The organism is Pseudomonas sp. W15Feb34, assembly GCF_023127765.1.
Classification (GTDB): Bacteria; Pseudomonadota; Gammaproteobacteria; order Pseudomonadales; family Pseudomonadaceae; genus Aquipseudomonas; species Aquipseudomonas synxantha_A.
The window spans coordinates 162712-179441 of record NZ_SPKN01000021.1 but is presented as its reverse complement, the minus strand read 5'-3'; the positions used below and the strand labels follow the sequence as shown (position 1 = coordinate 179441).

The window sequence follows — 16730 nt, the reverse complement described above, 5'->3', positions numbered from 1 at the left end:
TTATTCAGCCTTCTTGGGGGTGGAGTTGAGGACGCTGGTCAGTTCCAGGCGGCCAGCGGTGCGCAAGGCGGATGCTTCGACGTCCAGCAGTTCCAGCTCCTCGCCGGCGGTAGACCAATGGCCGTTACCGATGGGGAATGGGATGAGGACGGTGTAGGTTTGGCGGGTGGGCATGAGTGGAAATCTCCGGGTGGAAAATGCCAAAGCCCCTGCGGGGAGGGGCTTCGGGGAGGCGAAAAAAAACCGCTTTCGCGGTGGGTTATTTCAGAAAACCAGGTTTAGGAGGCCACACAACTGCATCAGGATCGCTGCCTTGATCAGGGATATCACGCAAGCCCTGACGGTAGGCCATAAATACAGGACGATCCTTATCCAGCATTGGATAGTCGGGCATGGCCGCATAATCACTGGCCGCCAAGTCAGCATCACGAGCTTTACGAATCAGTGTCCATTTAATCAGCGGGTGAATCTCAGCAAGTGCAAATTCAGGTTTCATCAGTATTTTCCTTAACCCAGAGCCAACATAGTTCCCCAATCGGATGGGTGAGTGACGACACCTGTACAGGCACCGCCAAGCATGACTTCAATTAGTCCACTATTAGAAGTACGCATAGGGTGAATATGCATATAGTGAGAAAAGAACCCTGTCGGTGGTACAGGCACAGCGCACCAGCGCCATTTACCCTTTTTGTTGCCGGTAGTCCATGTGCCGTCGACAGAACCCTCTACCACCCGAACAAAAGCAGCTATCGTCATATGAGTGTTGAGAGGCACAGGTGTTGTTCCGCTCAATCGTTCCATATCGACCGCACAAGGGAACGCAAGCCACGGACTGACATTGTCCTCCGACCATTTCATCTGCCAGACATGAATCGGGTTTCGCCAATACTCGGCTGAACTAATATCGAAATCAGGAAACTGCTCACGCACATCTGCCTGAACCTGGCGCATAAAATCGACGTCTGCCTGAGGGCGTCCCGCCGACTGAGCTACCTGAGTAATCGTTCGTGTTTTTGTCGCCGTGACTTGGGTATGAACATACCAGCCGTCAATCAGGTTGCCCGTCGCATCGGGAGCCATATGAAAGTTTTTTGTCATCGCCACTCTGGGTATATGGCGACTCAAACTCAAAAGCTGGTCTTCATACTTCCTCTGGGCATCTGCAAGGGCTTTGTCAATTTCCCCTACCTTACCCGCCACAGTATTCGTCAAGTTGTTTGCCGCGCTGACAACGGCGGCCAATTGCTGTTCAGTACTCAATGTTTGAGCTCCTTGTTTTACTGGTCATCCCTTAACGGCTTTCAATCAAGCCAACGTATTCCGTCCTCAGGGTCATTTGAAAGAGGCGGTTAAACTGTTCTCTCCTCCAGCGCCATCAGGCGAAATAGAACCCCGATACCCCGTGTCATATTGTCGATGCTCGCTGCCGAGAGTGAAGCCAGCTCTTCCGTTAGTAAGACATTGAGATTCTCAGTCCCCACCACTACTGTCACGCTATCCGCCGGCAAGGGCGATACATCCAACGTAAACTTCTGCAGCACCCGAGCCGCCGCCGCCTTATACGTCAGCAACTTCCCCGCCACGGAATACACCGCCAGCAAAGTCCCGCTTGCGAGGTAAAAACCGAACTCGCCAATCTCATATTCTCCGTCGCCATCAAACAGCGCGGCCATCCTGAGTTGGCGCTCGCCCAGGTCTTCGTAATCGACGATGGCCACCCGTTGTCGCTCGTCACGCAAGGCCACTTCTGTGCCGTCGGGGTTGTAGCGGCCGGTGCCGCCGCCGATGTGGGTGATTTGGCCTTTGAGGCCCTGGTTCTTTGCCTGCAGCACTTCATCCAAACCTTTGGAAGTGAAGCGCACCAGGCGCGTGATTTCATCTGTCATGGCTGCGCCCTGAGGTCGTAGTCGTTAATGGTGTAGTGCTGGGCAACCCCGGCACTGTTAAGCCGAGCAACCAGCGCCAATTCCGGCAACGCGCCGTTTAGATAAAACTCGCCATCGCTTAAAGGGGCGTCGAGCACTTGCGTGAATGCAAGGTGACCTTCGGTTTCATGCACGATGGTGATCGTCGCCTGATCGCGCTCACTCTTGGCCGCATTGATACGCCGGATCAGCCGGTTGTGATCGCCGCTGGACCAACTGCGCCCGATGATCGCCTGTACGTCGAAGGTGTAAGGCACACCCAAGGGGCGTTGCTGATACCAGGCGCTGATGTTGGGAGTGAAGCCCAATGACTCCACCGCATGACTCAGCGCCTTGGGCGTACCGGCCTGGCGCTGGATTTGCCAGGACAAGGCCACGGTCAGGCGCTTTTCCGCCTCGCTGGCTTCGGCATCCCATTCGCTGACGCCGCGGTCGGCGGCCAGGTACGGGAGGAATTCGCTGGGGGTTTGAAGTGGGTTCATCAGCGCTGGAAACGGCGGCGTGACGCGCTCAAGCAATGTGCCGAAGCCCAGGTCCAGGGCCTTTTCCAGCGGTGAACTGTTGGCCGGCAACAGACTCGCGTTGGGTTCACTCATAGCGTGCGCACCTCCACCTCGACACCCGTGCAATACGGGGCCTGGAACGCGGTGCTGACAATCGGCGCCAGCGGTTCCAGGATCTGCAGTTGCGTAGCACCGGCGCTGTGGATGGCGTAGTCGATCCAGCTGGGGTCGACCCGCCCTTCCAGCCGATGGCAGGACTCTGCGTAGTCTTGCAGCAGTTTCTGCGCCGCCACTTGGGTCAGCCCCGAGTCCGGGCCGGCGTTGATCTTGGCCACCACGCGAATTTTGTAGGGTTGAATTTGAGCGCCCTGGACGGTGACAAGATCGGTTTCCGGCCTTACATCCGGCCGTGCGAAATGTCGACGTACACCGTCAAGCAAGTCCGCAGACGGCGTGCCGTCGCCCTCGCGGGAAAGCACAGTGACCATGACTTCACCCGGTGCGGTGCGTCGGGCGTTGCCGTCCTTGACCTGGGCTGCATAGCCATCCGGATCGAAGGTGTAGATGACGCTCACCACACCCGGCGTCGCGCTTTGCACTTTCACCGCCGGGCGCTCGCCAAGGGTGAACACTTCGCGGCGATACTGCATCCGCGAGCCGGCCGCCGGAGCATGGGGCGCCAGGTAGTAACGCAGGCGAGCGTCGTCGTCGCTTTCCAGGGTGGGCGGCACGGGCGGGAAAGCGGCCGGGTCACCAGGGTCGAGCACTTGGCGTTCCAGGCCCATATCGGCCAGGCGCGCATCCAGGTTGCTGCCGGTAGCCCACCACGCCAGCATCTGCTTGATGCGGGCGTTGTATTTGCGCTCGTGGGTTTGCAGACGCACGCAAAACGCTTCCAGGGCCAGGGTCAGCAGTTCGCTTTCGTTGTCGAGGCTGGCCTTGAGTTTGAGCGCACTTTGCGGCGCGCGGGTGGCGACGTAGTCGATGACAAACGTCTTGAACTCGGCCAGCAACGGTTCGAACTCATCCACCTTGATGATGGTCGGTTCCGCCAGTTGGTTCTGGCCGGGGATCAACATACTCATGTCACGACCTCGAAGGATTGTTGGCGGTTTTTCCAGGTGCCGGCAAACCGCAGTAACAGGCCGGCGCCTTGGCGGGTGGCGACGATGACCTGGGGGTCAAAATCACTGATGCCGTTATGGGTGTTGTAGAACGCCTGGGCGGCATGGCTCTGGGCGAGAATCAGCAGGTCGTCGCCGAGGTTTTGCCCGAGCAACTGCGGGATCAGCGAGCCATACAACGGACGCTTTTGCCGGGTGCCCACGGGGGTGGTCAGCGCTCGGGTGGCGCGCTGCACAAATTGCAGCCAGTCATCGACGGCTGCGCCGGTGTTCCTCTCGATTCCGAGCATGGGATGTCCTTATCGCGGGCTGATGACGCGTCCTTGATGGTCCACTACCGGGCCGCTGAAGTGAGCTCCGCCAGCATCCAGCAACAGGCTGGTGCCGCCGATTTGCAAAGTGATGCTCTGGGCATTCATGGTCAGGCTGGCAGCGCCGACTTTAATGTCGACCTGTTCACGGGAGCCGCTGACGATGGTTGGGCCGTTGACCCAGTTGAAGGTATGGCTGGCGTCGTCGTAGTCGCTTTGGGTGCCGTCTTGATGGCGACGCCTGGTCAGCGTCGCAACGCTGGAGACCGGCGGAAAGCGATCACTGTTGAGGCCGAACAGCGCCACTGACTGCATGCCGCCCTCCCCGCCACCGTAGTTAAGCAACAGGCATTGCTCGCCCACCGTTGGAATGCGGGTTTCCGTTTGCGCACCGGCGCTGGGGTTGAAAAAGCGGATCGCCGGGGTCAGCAAATCACCGTGGCTGACCTTGCAAGTGTTGCTCGCCGCGTCGACCTGCTGGCAAATGCCAATCCGGCAGAAGCTTTCAGCGCGGCGGTAAAGGTCTTCGAGTTGGGTCTCCATCTCTGCCAGGCGTTCGACGATCGGTCCCAATTGCATGCGTAACAGCGCGTCGAACATGGGCTACTCCGCCAGTGGTTTGTATTGGGCCGGGTCGTCGATGTTGGAGACGTCCCAGGTGCAGGCAAACAGCGGCTGGCCTGTAGGATCTTCAAGTAACGGCGGCCCCAGATAGAGGGTTTGAGTGAAGGAAACCGTCCAGGTGTCGTAGTCCGCATGAAGGGTGCTGCGCACAGCCGGAGCGGCGACGATATTTGCGGGCAAATCGCACTGTGCCTGGGGCAGGTCCCAACGGTTATCCAGCACAAGGTCCATGAGTTGGCTGGCCAGGTCACAGGCATCGAACGGCAATGCCCCGGGGGCGACCATGGCCCTGAGTGAAATGCTCAGCACGTGAGCCTTGCGCCCTTCGCGAGAGCGAATGCCCGGGCCATTGCCTTCGACTGTGACCTGCACACCGGTTTTTTCAGTGTCGCCCTGGAAGTCCTGATGACTGCCGACCTTGAGGTCCGGGAAGGCTGCATGCAGCGCAGCGCCCACGGCCTGGGGCAGTTGGGATGGCTTTTCGATAAGCGTCATTTTATGTAGCGTCCTTGCAACGATTACTGCGGGTCCTGGCGGGAGCCTTGGTTGATCCCGATGCGCTTGGCCGCCCACCGCTCATAAAGGCCGATAGCCACGTCGGCACCGGCCATGGCGGTCAGGCAACCAATGGCGCCGGCGGTCCAGATCGACATCCCCGCTGCGTAGCACAGCATCAGAGCCGAAACCCCGCAGACCATGCACGCCCCGGAGCGCAGGGCCAGGCGTCGGATCAGCGACCAACCGCGAGCCCCTTCCTTATCGGCGCGCCACATCTCGCCGGATACGCCGCCGATCACGGCCAATACGATGACCAGCCAGATAGGCATTTCCGCTAACGCTTGCTGTTCATTTGTCATGTCACGCCTCCTGGCTGAGCATTTAATAATCCATATTTCATTTACAGATGCTTCGATAGGTAGGCATTCCAAAAAGCCCGGTTGCCCGGGCTTTTCAGTAATGCTGTCCTCGGACTTTCGGCGCTACTGGCGCGGTACGGTCCTTTCCTCGATGTTTTTCCGACCACGATCCCTGTCTGCCGGATAACTGCTTCTGGTGCTTTACGCTGCACACCCGGGTCAGTTGCCAACCCTCTGAACCGTCAAGGCCGGTTCATCGCTGCCTGTTTTTGAAGCGTTGAAACTAAAGAGCGTCGGCATCCTTGCCGGTGTTGCCTGGCATCCCTGCCATCGCTTCGATGGCGTCCTTGCCGATGTTGCGTGCCTTCCTTGTCTTCCTTGGCAGCATCCTTGCCACCTCCACCAGGCCTTGTTGGCTGGCTTGAGATGGAGAATATGCATGTATGCATATACAGTCAATGCATCAATGCATTTATTTTTGCTGTGGAAATGCACAAATGCATTTGAGGCCTTGCCAGCATGGGGTTTGCCGGTTTTTTCGGGCCGAAAAAAAACCCGCTCATGGGCGGGTTTCGTCTTACGCGAGGGGGTTAGCGGGCGTACATGCCCCACCAGAAAACATGACCGAGGATGCTGATCTGCTCATCCTGGATATCCTGGAAGCTGTAGTCCTCATCCGGATGCTCATCACGGTTGAAGCTGCGCAGGCGAATCCCGGAAGGCAGGCGGTAGAGCTGTTTAACTCGCAGCTGGCCGTTGTGATTGATGGCATACAGATCACCATCGACGATATCGCCAATGCCGCTTTTACCGGCGTTCACGCCAACCGTGGCGCCGTCGCGCAGTACCGGCAACATGCTGTTGCCGCGTACCGTCACGCACTTGGCCTGGTCGAACTGCACGCCGTTATGCCGCAGACTGCGCTTGCCGAACCGCAGGCTGGCCTTCTCGCTTTCCTCGATGACGAATCTTCCTGATCCAGCAGCCAATTCAACCTCGCGCAGAAAGGGGATCGACACCTCGTCATCATTGACGGGGGTGTCGTCGTCCCACAGGCTTATGTCCTTGAGTTCCGAATGCATCGGGTCGCGCCCGTCATCGCGCAAGGCTCCCACCGCAGCGCGCCCGCGCAGTTGGTCGGTGCTCACGCGAAAATACTCGGCGATACGGGAGATGTGTTTATCCGACGGATCAACGATCTTGCCGCTGAGGATCCGGGACAGTGTGGATTGAGGCACGCCGGTGCGCCGATGAAGCTCCGTGGGGGAGATCCGGTCGCGATCCAGCAGCTCTCTTAAGACGATAGAAACATTGCGTTTTTGCATAACGCGGATAGTGACGGGAGTTTTTAAGGTTGGCAAATGCTAATTTGCATATTTATGCATTAAACATCCAATTGTGTTTAGCCTGAAACAAAATACTGTATATCCAGACAGTTAAATACTCACTATTATTGCGAGCGCCTGAGGTAAGACGCGGCAAATGAACAGCCTCCCTTGCTTATCGACAATTCAGGGGCTATGTATAAAACTCGTCAATCACCTAGCCAGCAACGACGGAGGTGCTCATGGCTTATTCAGCGCTAGCTGTTGCTAACGCCTTCATTGAACGCGCGAAGGAAGGCAAGGTTTCGGGCCTGACCCCGATGAAGCTGCAGAAACTGCTGTTCTATACACAGTCCTGGCATTTGCGCGAGCGAGACCAGCCCCTGATGGATGACCACTTCGCCCGCTGGCAATATGGCCCGGTCATTCCGTCGCTTTACCATGAGCTGAAATCCTACGGTAATCGCCCGGTGACCTCACTGCTCAGCAACCTGAAGCCCGACGCCGAAGACATTGTCTTCGTTACACCGAGGGTTCCGGAGAGCGATACCTATACCCATCGTTTGATTGACCGGATCATTAACAAATACGGCAAATGGTCCGGCACCCAACTGTCCAACCTGTCCCACGAGGACGGCACAGCCTGGGCCCTCAAGGGCGCCGACGGCTCCGCCATAGACTGGGAAGACATGGCAGCACTCATTCACCCAAAGAGCCGTATCCGTGAGTGAAGAACTCGACAACCTGGAACTCACCCTGCCCCCCGTGGCAGGGCCTGACCAGGACTCCCAGGCCGGTGGCGAGCAAGCCATAGGCACCGACGATGAAAGAAGCCAGAACCTCAAAGACCAGAAAGCCGAGCGGCAACTGCGCAAGAAGTATGCGGGGCGTGCGTTTTGGTTTGCTGCCTGCGGCGTGATCTTCTGGGCGGTCCTGCTGGTGTGGAATGGCTGGTCGACGTATTACTCGGGTAAAGCGCCGTTCTCGGACAATGTATTGATTGCCATCACTACGGCGACTTCAATCAACTTGTTTGCGGCGTTTCTTGGGGTGATCAGAGGGTTGTTTCCGGCCAGTGGGCGTAGATCCAAATAGTTTGGTCGTATTCACGATCTGCATCCTGCATTGAGATATGAAAAGTCAGCTCATCATCTTCCAGGCACTGACCGGATTGTTTAACGCTGCTGCAATGCCTGATTAAACCGCTAACCTGTGGCGAGGGAGCTTCTTGAGGCGACGCCGCTTTCGCGTTTTACCTGGCCGTTTGCGACCTGCGAAGGGCCGACCTCGCGTGTTAACCTTGCCTCCATCGCAAAAAATGCTGGGCCAAGCGCCCCCTTTGCCCCATCACTTTCAACGAATTTGCCTACTACCCAATGAGTAAAAACACTTCAGACCTGTCCTCCCACACCCCGATGATGCAGCAGTACTGGCGCCTGAAAAACCAGCACCCTGATCAGTTGATGTTCTATCGCATGGGCGACTTCTACGAGATCTTCTACGAAGACGCGAAGAAGGCCGCCAAGCTGCTGGACATTACCCTGACCGCGCGCGGGCAGTCGGCGGGGCAGTCGATTCCGATGTGTGGCATTCCTTATCACTCGTTGGAAGGCTACCTGGTCAAGCTGGTGAAGCTGGGCGAGTCGGTGGTGATCTGTGAACAGATCGGCGACCCGGCTACCAGTAAAGGGCCGGTGGAACGTCAAGTGGTGCGCATTATTACGCCGGGTACGGTGAGTGATGAAGCGTTGCTGGATGAGCGTCGCGATAACCTGATCGCTGCGGTGTTGGGCGATGAGCGTCTGTTCGGCCTGTCGGTGCTGGATATCACCAGCGGCAACTTCAGCGTGCTGGAGATCAAGGGCTGGGAGAACCTGCTGGCGGAGCTGGAGCGTATCAACCCGGTGGAGTTGTTGATCCCGGATGATTGGCCCAAGGACTTGCCGGCGGAGAAACGTCGTGGGACCAAGCGGCGTGCACCGTGGGATTTCGAGCGTGATTCGGCGCTGAAAAGTCTGTGCCAGCAGTTTTCGGTGCAAGACCTTAAAGGTTTTGGCTGTGAAACGCTGACCCTGGCCATCGGCGCTGCTGGCTGCCTGCTCAGCTACGCGAAGGAAACCCAGCGCACCGCCCTGCCCCACTTGCGCAGCCTGCGTCATGAACGCCTGGACGATACCGTGGTGCTCGATGGCGCCAGCCGTCGCAACCTGGAATTGGATACCAACCTGGCCGGCGGGCGCGATAACACCCTGCAATCGGTGGTCGACCGCTGCCAGACCGCGATGGGCAGTCGCTTGCTGACCCGTTGGCTGAACCGTCCGCTGCGGGACTTGACCGTGCTGCAAGCGCGTCAAACCTCTATTACCTGCCTGCTCGATGGCTATCGCTTTGAAAAGCTGCAGCCGCAACTCAAAGAAATCGGTGATATCGAGCGTATCCTGGCGCGGATCGGCCTGCGCAATGCACGACCCCGCGACCTGGCGCGCCTTCGTGATGCCTTGAGCGCCCTGCCGCAGTTGCAACTGGCAATGACTGAGTTGGATACGCCTCACTTGCAACAGCTGGCGGTGACTGCCGGCACTTACCCGGACCTCGCGGCGCTGCTGGAAAAAGCCATCATCGACAACCCGCCCGCGATCATCCGTGATGGCGGCGTGTTGAAAACCGGCTACGACAGCGAGCTGGATGAGCTGCAGTCCCTGAGCGAAAACGCCGGCCAGTTCCTGATCGACCTGGAAGCCCGCGAAAAAGCCCGCACCGGTCTGGCTAACCTGAAGGTGGGCTACAACCGCGTGCATGGCTACTTTATTGAGTTGCCGAGCAAGCAAGCGGAGTCGGCGCCTATCGATTATCAACGCCGCCAGACGCTCAAGGGTGCCGAGCGTTTTATCACCCCAGAGCTCAAGGAGTTCGAAGACAAGGCGCTGTCAGCCAAAAGCCGCGCCCTGGCCCGGGAAAAGATGCTTTACGAAGCCTTGCTCGAGGATTTGATCAGCCGTTTGGCGCCATTGCAGGACACTGCGGCCGCCCTGGCGGAGCTGGATGTACTGAGCAACCTCGCCGAACGAGCGCTGAACCTTGACCTGAACTGCCCACGGTTTGTCAGCGAGCCATGCATGCGCATTGTGCAAGGTCGCCACCCGGTGGTGGAGCAGGTATTGACCACGCCATTCGTCGCCAACGACCTGTCGCTGGACGACGATACCCGCATGTTGGTGATCACCGGTCCGAACATGGGTGGTAAATCCACCTATATGCGCCAGACCGCGTTGATCGTGTTGTTGGCCCATATCGGCAGCTTTGTGCCGGCGGCCAGTTGCGAGCTGTCCCTGGTGGACCGCATCTTCACGCGGATCGGCTCCAGTGATGACCTTGCGGGTGGCCGTTCGACCTTTATGGTGGAAATGAGCGAGACCGCCAACATCCTGCACAACGCCACCGAGCGCAGTCTGGTGCTGATGGACGAAGTGGGTCGCGGCACCAGCACCTTCGACGGCCTGTCCCTGGCTTGGGCGGCGGCCGAACGCCTGGCGCATTTGCGCGCTTATACACTGTTTGCCACGCACTACTTCGAACTCACGGTGTTGCCGGAAAGCGAGCCACTGGTGGCCAACGTGCATCTCAATGCCACCGAGCACAATGAGCGCATCGTGTTCCTGCACCATGTGCTGCCAGGGCCAGCGAGCCAGAGCTATGGCTTGGCCGTAGCACAGTTGGCCGGCGTGCCGAATGACGTGATTACTCGCGCCCGCGAACACCTCAGCCGCCTGGAAACCACAGCCCTGCCCCATGAAACCGTGGTCGCCAGCCCTGCCAAGGCCAGCAAGAAAACCGCCGCGCCGCACCAGAGCGATATGTTCGCCAGCCTGCCCCATCCGGTGCTGGATGAGTTGGCAAAGCTTGATCTGGATGACTTGACGCCGCGTAAAGCGCTCGAAATGTTATATGCACTGAAGACTCGGATATAACGCAGACGCTTGCAAGCTGATAGAATCTCGCGCGGTTTGGGATGCTGCGGGCTTTTAGCCTGGTCCGCAGACTATCGCTCTCAAACCTCGCGAACCCCACCACAAGGGGTTTCGCTGCCGCCGCCTGAGGAGAAAATTAGAAATGACCTTCGTCGTCACCGACAACTGCATCAAGTGCAAGTACACCGACTGCGTAGAAGTGTGTCCGGTGGACTGCTTCTACGAAGGCCCGAACTTCCTGGTTATTCACCCGGATGAGTGCATCGACTGCGCCCTGTGTGAACCAGAATGCCCGGCCGTCGCGATTTTCTCCGAGGACGAAGTGCCTGCGGAGATGCAGGAGTTTATTCAGCTGAACGTCGAGTTGGCGGAAATCTGGCCGAATATCACCGAGCGCAAAGACCCGATGCCCGATGCAGCGGAGTGGGATGGCAAAAAAGGTAAGATTGCAGACCTCGAACGCTGATAGCGTCGCCGCCCCCAAAAGGCCCCTTGCGGGCCTTTTTGCGTTTCTGATGGGAGCGTTTTTACTTTTCTACAGGCGAAAAAAGGGGCGGTATGACCCGCCCACATTTTTTCCCTAGTCCCTGTATTCCTTTTCATCATCCTGATGAATCGCATCCTGCGACGTTCCTTCAAACCATCGTTCCTTGATGGCTGTGTCAATCCGTGGACACAGGGCTGATGTTAGAGGGTTCGAAGATAAGTTCAACGCGACCCGGTTCGATCGACTGGCACGCTCTGACACCTAAACACAGATAAATAAGTCTTGTTTTTCAATGAGATGAAAAAAGTCTCAAAAAAATCGAGACGTCCATGCATGATAAAAAAACCGATCGCTTACGCAAAGGTAAGCAAATGCTTACACGCACAATTGCGGAAAAGGGCAATAAGCCTCATTGCCCCCACCGCTTACTGTTGAAAGGCATCAGTCGTCACTGACAGTAATGGTCGGCATCGCCGGCGCAGCAGCTTCCTGCAAGACAATTCTCGCGCCGACATGCCGGGCCAGTTCCTGGTAGATCATCGCGACCTGCCCGTCCGGTTCGGACGCCACGGTTGGTTTGCCACCATCTGCCTGTTCACGAATGCCCATCGCCAGCGGCAACGAAGCGAGCAGCTCGACACCGTATTGGGTCGCGAGCTTTTCGCCCCCACCTTCACCGAACAGATGCTCGGCATGACCGCAGTTGGAGCAGATGTGCACCGCCATGTTTTCCACGACGCCGAGCACAGGGATATTGACTTTGCGGAACATCTCGACGCCTTTCCTGGCGTCCAGCAGCGCGAGGTCCTGAGGCGTGGTGACGATCACCGCACCGGCCACCGGCACTTTTTGCGCCAGGGTCAGCTGGATGTCGCCGGTGCCTGGCGGCATGTCGATCACCAGGTAATCGAGGTCGCCCCAGGCGGTCTGTGTGACCAATTGCAGCAACGCCCCGGAAACCATCGGCCCGCGCCAGACCATCGGCGTGTTGTCATCGGTAAGAAAGGCCATGGACATCACTTCCACACCGAGCGACTCGATGGGTACAAACCATTTCTGATCCTTGACCTTCGGCCGCGTGCCTTCGGCGATGCCGAACATCACGCCTTGGCTTGGGCCGTAGATATCGGCGTCGAGAATCCCCACCCGCGCGCCTTCGCGGGCCAGGGCCAGGGCCAGGTTGGCCGCGGTGGTGGATTTGCCCACACCACCCTTGCCGGAGGCCACCGCCACCACGTTCTTGACGTTGGCCAGGCCCGGGATCTGCGCCTGGGCCTTGTGCGGGGCGATCACGCATTGGATATCGACCTTGGCCGAACCCACGCCGTCGATGCCCTCAATGGCCATTTGGAGCATCTGCGCCCAGCCGCGTTTGAACAAGCCTGCGGCATAGCCCAGTTGCATCTGTACCGACACCTGGTCGCCCTGGACCTCGATGCTGCGCACACAACCGGCACTGACCGGGTCCTGGTTCAAATAAGGATCGGTGTACTGGCGAAGAACGGCTTCCACCGCTGCGCGATTGACGGCGCTCATGGGCTACTCCCGAAAAAAGACTGACTGAAACAGGCGGCTATCCTAACCGTTCCGGCGGTTGAACGGCACGCTTTCGAGGTTCCGGAAGATTCTGAAACAGCGTCACGGGGTGAAATAAATTTCCCGGCGCTTTATAGTGGCCGACCTCCGTTTCATCAAGTAGCCGAGCCCCATGTCCGAGCCACGCAAGATCCTCGTCACCAGCGCCCTGCCCTATGCCAATGGTTCCATCCATCTTGGCCATATGCTTGAGTACATCCAGACCGATATGTGGGTGCGCTTCCAGAAGCATCGCGGCAATCAATGCATTTATGTCTGCGCGGACGACGCCCACGGTTCGGCCATCATGTTGCGCGCCGAAAAGGAAGGTATCACCCCGGAACAACTGATCGCCAACGTGCAGGCTGAACACAGCGCCGACTTTGCCGAGTTCCTGGTGAACTTCGACAACTTCCATTCGACCCACTCCGACGAAAACCGCGAGTTGTCGAGCCAGATCTACCTGCGGTTGAAGGAAGCCGGGCACATCGACCAACGTTCGGTGACCCAGTATTTCGACCCGGAAAAGAAGATGTTCCTGGCCGACCGCTTCATCAAGGGCACCTGCCCCAAATGCGGCACCGAAGACCAGTACGGCGACAACTGCGAAAAATGCGGCGCGACCTACGCACCGACCGACCTGAAGGATCCCAAGTCGGCGATCTCCGGTGCCACTCCGGTGCTCAAGGACTCGCAGCACTTCTTCTTCAAGCTCCCGGATTTCCAGCAAATGCTGCAAACCTGGACGCGCAGCGGTACCTTGCAGGACGCCGTGGCCAACAAACTCTCCGAATGGCTCGACAGTGGCCTGCAGCAGTGGGACATCTCCCGCGACGCGCCATACTTCGGCTTCGAGATCCCGGGCGAGCCGGGCAAGTACTTCTATGTATGGCTGGACGCGCCGATCGGCTACATGGCCAGCTTCAAGAACCTGTGCGACCGCACCCCGGAGCTGGACTTCGACGCGTTCTGGGGCAAGGACTCCACTGCCGAGCTGTACCACTTCATCGGCAAGGACATCGTCAACTTCCACGCGCTGTTCTGGCCGGCGATGCTTGAAGGCTCGGGCTACCGCAAGCCGACCGGCATTGCCGTGCACGGCTACCTGACGGTGAACGGGCAGAAAATGTCCAAGTCCCGTGGCACCTTTATCAAGGCGCGCACCTACCTGGACCACCTGTCGCCTGAATACCTGCGCTACTACTACGCATCCAAGCTGGGCCGGGGTGTCGACGACCTGGACCTGAACCTGGAAGACTTCGTACAGAAGGTCAACTCGGATCTGGTGGGTAAAGTCGTCAACATCGCCAGCCGTTGCGCCGGGTTTATCCACAAGGGCAACGCCGGTGTACTGGTAGCCGAGAACGCCGCACCGGAACTGACCGACGCCTTCCTGGCCGCCGCACCAAGCATCGCCGACGCCTATGAGGCCCGCGACTTCGCCCGCGCCATGCGCGAAATCATGGGCCTGGCCGACCGTGCCAACGCCTGGATCGCCGACAAGGCCCCGTGGTCGCTGAACAAGCAGGAAGGCAAGGAAGCTGAGGTTCAGGCTATCTGCGCCACCGGCGTCAATCTGTTCCGCCAGTTGGTGATCTTCCTCAAGCCGGTGCTGCCATTGCTGGCCGCCGATGCCGAGGCGTTCCTGAATGTGGCGCCGCTGACCTGGAACGATCACGCCACCTTGCTCGGTAATCATCAGTTGAACGCGTTCAAGCCCTTGATGACCCGCATTGACCCGGTGAAAGTCCAGGCCATGACCGATGCTTCGAAGGAAGACCTGGTCGCCAGCCAGACCGATACCGGCCAATCTGCGCCTGCGGGCAATGGCGAACTGGCCAAGGACCCGATTTCTCCGGAAATCGATTTCGACGCCTTTGCCGCCGTGGACCTGCGCGTAGCACTGATTATCAAGGCCGAAGCCGTGGAGGGCGCCGACAAGTTGCTGCGCCTGACATTGGATATCGGTGACGAACAGCGCAACGTGTTCTCCGGGATCAAGAGCGCTTACCCGGACCCGTCCAAGCTCGATGGGCGCCTGACCATGATGATCGCCAACCTCAAGCCACGGAAAATGAAGTTTGGCATTTCCGAAGGCATGGTGATGGCGGCGGGCCCTGGCGGCGAAGAAATCTACCTGCTGAGCCCCGACAGCGGCGCCAAGCCGGGCCAACGCATCAAGTAATCCCTGCAAAATGCCCCGCTATTGCCACGGCGGGGCTTTTCAGCTTGCCCACCTCCCTGGGCCGGGCGTAAACGCTATGATCACAGCATGAACCTCATTCAACGTATCGACGCGCTGCTGCCGCAGACTCAATGCGGCAAGTGCGGGCACCCGGGTTGCAAGCCTTATGCAGAAGGCATCGCCAGGGGCGAGGCCATCAACAAGTGCCCGCCCGGTGGGCAGGAAACTATCGCCGGGCTTGCGCAACTGCTGCACCTGCCAGTGCTGGACCTGGACACCAGCCGCGGGGAAGCGCCCGCGCAGATTGCCTATATCCGTGAGGCCGAATGCATCGGTTGTACCAAATGCATCCAGGCTTGCCCGGTGGACGCCATTGTGGGCGCCGCCAAGCTGATGCACACCGTGATTACCGACGAGTGCACCGGTTGCGACCTCTGTGTCGCCCCCTGCCCCGTCGACTGTATCGAGATGCGTGCGCTCGCTGACGTACTGCCTATCGTGGGCGGCTTGGCAGGCACCGATGACGAGCGGCGTGAACGCGACCTCAAACGTGATCGGGCGCGACGGCGTTTCGAACAACGCAACGCCCGCCTGCAACGTGAGGAAGCCTGCAAGCTCGCCGAACGCCTGACACGGGCCAAACGCGCAGCTGCGGTGGAAACGACACAGGTCAATAATCATCAGGCCGCTCAGGACGCCGCGATCAAGCAGGCCAAAATCAGCGTCACCATGAGTCGCGCTCAATTGCACAAATCGTTGAAGGCGTTTGGGCATCCCCCGACCTTTGAGCAACAGTCGCAATTGATTATGCTGCAACGGCAGTTCGAGGCTTGCGAACAGGCGCTTGCCGCGCTGGAGGCCAACAGTGCGCCGCCGACAACGCCCCCCAAGAGCGTTGACCTCAAGCGTGCAAAGATCCAACTGGCCATGCGCCGAGCCGAGTTGAAAAAGGCCCAGGCCGAGCAGGCTGGCGAGCAGCAACTGGCAGCCTTGAGCGCTGCGTTGAACGCCGCCGAGCAGACGCTGCAGGATGCCGAGGCCAACACCGACGCCTGAACCTGCGCTTTGCATTGCTAACATCACGTCGACCGTCAGCAAGGAAACGTCCGCCCCTATGAATGCCGCAAAACGCCTGGAAATCTTCCGCAGGTTTCATGAAGACAATCCGGAACCGAAAACCGAACTGGCCTACTCCTCCCCTTTCGAATTACTGATTGCGGTGATCCTGTCAGCCCAATCCACGGACGTCGGTGTCAACAAGGCCACGGCGAAGCTGTATCCCGTGGCCAATACCCCGGCCGCGATTTACGCCCTGGGTGTGGAAGGTTTGTCCGAGTACATCAAGACCATCGGCCTGTATAACAGCAAGGCCAAGAATGTGATCGAAACGTGCCGCCTGCTGGTAGAGCTGCATGGTGGTGAAGTCCCGAAAACGCGCGAAGCCCTGGAAGCCTTGCCAGGGGTGGGCCGCAAAACGGCCAACGTGGTACTCAATACCGCATTCCGGCAGTTGACCATGGCTGTGGATACGCACATCTTCCGGGTCAGTAACCGAACCGGCATTGCGCGGGGCAAAAATGTGGTCGAGGTGGAAAAGCAACTGATGAAGTTCGTGCCCAAGCCGTATTTGCTCGACTCCCATCATTGGCTGATCCTGCATGGGCGCTACGTTTGCCAGGCTCGCAAGCCCCGCTGCGGCAGCTGTCGCATCGAAGATCTGTGTGAATACAAGGACAAGACGTCCGACGATTGAGCGACCATTGATTTTTTTGATCAGTCGATTGAAAAAATCTTTTTTACCCGTTCGCCGATTATCGCTATAAGGAGCCCCAATGGCAGTCTTAGC

General features: G+C 58.6%; 19 protein-coding genes. 7 read left to right on the top strand and 12 right to left on the bottom strand.

Features of this window, described 5'->3' with window-relative positions; genetic code table 11:
- The 11 genes from E4O97_RS09325 to E4O97_RS09275 form a co-directional block, all read right to left on the bottom strand.
- Complete coding sequence (locus E4O97_RS09325) at positions 1–174, bottom strand: hypothetical protein (RefSeq protein WP_003189022.1); 174 nt, start codon at positions 172–174, stop codon at positions 1–3.
- A gap of 85 nt (positions 175–259) precedes the next feature.
- A complete protein-coding gene (locus E4O97_RS09320; protein ID WP_122736075.1) occupies positions 260–496 on the bottom strand; it encodes a tail fiber assembly protein in 237 nt (78 codons plus the stop codon).
- A gap of 11 nt (positions 497–507) precedes the next feature.
- Positions 508–1260 carry a hypothetical protein gene (locus tag E4O97_RS09315; protein WP_148852481.1) on the bottom strand — a complete coding sequence of 251 codons (753 nt, stop codon included), beginning with the start codon at positions 1258–1260 and terminating at the stop codon, positions 508–510.
- Positions 1261–1349: 89 nt separating this feature from the next.
- Positions 1350–1886: a phage tail protein gene (locus E4O97_RS09310; protein WP_248161204.1), complete on the bottom strand. Its 537-nt coding sequence runs from the start codon at positions 1884–1886 to the stop codon at positions 1350–1352.
- Positions 1883–2521 carry a phage tail protein I gene (locus E4O97_RS09305; RefSeq protein WP_228309400.1) on the bottom strand — a complete coding sequence of 213 codons (639 nt, stop codon included), beginning with the start codon at positions 2519–2521 and terminating at the stop codon, positions 1883–1885. The genes E4O97_RS09310 and E4O97_RS09305 overlap by 4 nt, the downstream gene beginning before the upstream one ends.
- A complete protein-coding gene (locus E4O97_RS09300; RefSeq protein WP_248161201.1) occupies positions 2518–3513 on the bottom strand; it encodes a baseplate J/gp47 family protein in 996 nt (331 codons plus the stop codon). Before E4O97_RS09300 ends, E4O97_RS09305 begins: the two co-directional genes overlap by 4 nt.
- On the bottom strand, positions 3510–3842 hold the full coding sequence (locus tag E4O97_RS09295) for a phage baseplate protein (protein WP_005785388.1): 333 nt from the start codon (positions 3840–3842) through the stop codon (positions 3510–3512). The genes E4O97_RS09300 and E4O97_RS09295 overlap by 4 nt, the downstream gene beginning before the upstream one ends.
- 9 nt (positions 3843–3851) lie before the next feature.
- Complete coding sequence (locus E4O97_RS09290; protein ID WP_248161199.1) at positions 3852–4463, bottom strand: phage baseplate assembly protein V; 612 nt, start codon at positions 4461–4463, stop codon at positions 3852–3854.
- Positions 4464–4466: 3 nt separating this feature from the next.
- Positions 4467–4982, bottom strand: coding sequence for a hypothetical protein (locus E4O97_RS09285; RefSeq protein ID WP_248161197.1), 516 nt, complete (start codon positions 4980–4982; stop codon positions 4467–4469).
- 23 nt (positions 4983–5005) lie between these two features.
- Entirely contained in the window at positions 5006–5344 is a 339-nt protein-coding gene (locus tag E4O97_RS09280; protein ID WP_005785384.1) for a phage holin family protein, read from the bottom strand.
- 590 nt (positions 5345–5934) lie between these two features.
- Positions 5935–6678, bottom strand: a complete 744-nt coding sequence (locus E4O97_RS09275; protein ID WP_177327421.1) for an XRE family transcriptional regulator — start codon at positions 6676–6678, stop codon at positions 5935–5937.
- 233 nt (positions 6679–6911) lie between these two features.
- Between E4O97_RS09275 and E4O97_RS09270 the strand changes: the two genes are divergently transcribed.
- The 4 genes from E4O97_RS09270 to fdxA all read left to right on the top strand — a co-directional run bounded on the left by E4O97_RS09270 (position 6912) and on the right by fdxA (position 11103).
- Positions 6912–7400 carry a type II toxin-antitoxin system antitoxin SocA domain-containing protein gene (locus E4O97_RS09270; protein WP_032877518.1) on the top strand — a complete coding sequence of 163 codons (489 nt, stop codon included), beginning with the start codon at positions 6912–6914 and terminating at the stop codon, positions 7398–7400.
- The gene (locus E4O97_RS09265; protein WP_032877520.1) at positions 7393–7764 is read left to right on the top strand and encodes a hypothetical protein; all 372 of its coding nucleotides are present in this window, start codon (positions 7393–7395) and stop codon (positions 7762–7764) included. Before E4O97_RS09270 ends, E4O97_RS09265 begins: the two co-directional genes overlap by 8 nt.
- A 281-nt stretch (positions 7765–8045) precedes the next feature.
- Positions 8046–10637, top strand: a complete 2592-nt coding sequence (gene mutS / locus E4O97_RS09260; protein WP_078820416.1) for a DNA mismatch repair protein MutS — start codon at positions 8046–8048, stop codon at positions 10635–10637.
- Positions 10638–10779: 142 nt separating this feature from the next.
- Entirely contained in the window at positions 10780–11103 is a 324-nt protein-coding gene (gene fdxA / locus E4O97_RS09255; RefSeq protein WP_003208688.1) for a ferredoxin FdxA, read from the top strand.
- Between the two features lie 462 nt (positions 11104–11565).
- Here fdxA and apbC read toward each other — a convergent pair whose 3' ends face one another.
- Positions 11566–12660 carry an iron-sulfur cluster carrier protein ApbC gene (gene apbC / locus E4O97_RS09250; RefSeq protein ID WP_032877523.1) on the bottom strand — a complete coding sequence of 365 codons (1095 nt, stop codon included), beginning with the start codon at positions 12658–12660 and terminating at the stop codon, positions 11566–11568.
- A 172-nt stretch (positions 12661–12832) separates the two neighbouring features.
- Here apbC and metG point away from each other — a divergent pair, with 172 nt between their 5' ends.
- The 3 genes from metG (at position 12833) to nth (ending at position 16637) form a co-directional block, all read left to right on the top strand.
- Complete coding sequence (metG, locus tag E4O97_RS09245; protein WP_248161196.1) at positions 12833–14884, top strand: methionine--tRNA ligase; 2052 nt, start codon at positions 12833–12835, stop codon at positions 14882–14884.
- Between the two features lie 87 nt (positions 14885–14971).
- Positions 14972–15940 carry an electron transport complex subunit RsxB gene (rsxB, locus tag E4O97_RS09240; RefSeq protein ID WP_248161194.1) on the top strand — a complete coding sequence of 323 codons (969 nt, stop codon included), beginning with the start codon at positions 14972–14974 and terminating at the stop codon, positions 15938–15940.
- Between the two features lie 58 nt (positions 15941–15998).
- Positions 15999–16637, top strand: coding sequence for an endonuclease III (gene nth, locus E4O97_RS09235; RefSeq protein WP_032877527.1), 639 nt, complete (start codon positions 15999–16001; stop codon positions 16635–16637).
- The last annotated feature ends 93 nt before the right edge of the window (positions 16638–16730 follow it).